Below are 890 nucleotides of genomic sequence, written 5' to 3' on the forward strand. Positions count from 1 at the left end.
AATGATAGTGTGACGAATCACACTGGGTTTCCCCATTCGGAAATCGCCGGTTATAACGGTTCATATCACCTTACCGACGCTTATCGCAGATTAGCACGTCCTTCATCGCCTCTGACTGCCAGGGCATCCACCGTGTACGCTTAGTCGCTTAACCTCACAACCCGAAGATGTTTCTTTCGATTCATCATCGTGTTGCGAAAATTTGAGAGACTCACGAACAACTCTCGTTGTTCAGTGTTTCAATTTTCAGCTTGATCCAGATTTTTAAAGAGCAAATATCTCAAACATCACTCGTAAGTGAGTTTTGAGATACAGAGGTCGGCGACTTTCACTCACAAACCAGCAAGTGGCGTCCCCTAGGGGATTCGAACCCCTGTTACCGCCGTGAAAGGGCGGTGTCCTGGGCCTCTAGACGAAGGGGACGTATCAGTCTGCTTCGCAAGACGCCTTGCTTTTCACTTTCTATCAGACAATCTGTGTGAGCACTTCAAAGTACGCTTCTTTAAGGTAAGGAGGTGATCCAACCGCAGGTTCCCCTACGGTTACCTTGTTACGACTTCACCCCAGTCATGAATCACAAAGTGGTAAGCGCCCTCCCGAAGGTTAAGCTACCTACTTCTTTTGCAACCCACTCCCATGGTGTGACGGGCGGTGTGTACAAGGCCCGGGAACGTATTCACCGTGGCATTCTGATCCACGATTACTAGCGATTCCGACTTCATGGAGTCGAGTTGCAGACTCCAATCCGGACTACGACGCACTTTATGAGGTCCGCTTGCTCTCGCGAGGTCGCTTCTCTTTGTATGCGCCATTGTAGCACGTGTGTAGCCCTGGTCGTAAGGGCCATGATGACTTGACGTCATCCCCACCTTCCTCCAGTTTATCACTGG

General features: G+C 50.0%; 1 tRNA gene and 2 rRNA genes. All 3 read right to left on the reverse strand.

The annotated features are described in order from the left end of the window. A 23S ribosomal RNA gene (locus CRI63_RS23780) occupies window positions 1–154 on the reverse strand; the annotation flags it as partial. A gap of 193 nt (window positions 155–347) precedes the next feature. After that, a tRNA-Glu gene (locus CRI63_RS23785) sits at window positions 348–423 on the reverse strand. Between the two features lie 85 nt (window positions 424–508). Further along, window positions 509–890: ribosomal RNA gene (locus tag CRI63_RS23790) — 16S ribosomal RNA — on the reverse strand; the annotation flags it as partial.

Source organism: Escherichia sp. E2661 (assembly GCF_004745185.1).
Lineage (GTDB): Bacteria > Pseudomonadota > Gammaproteobacteria > Enterobacterales > Enterobacteriaceae > Escherichia.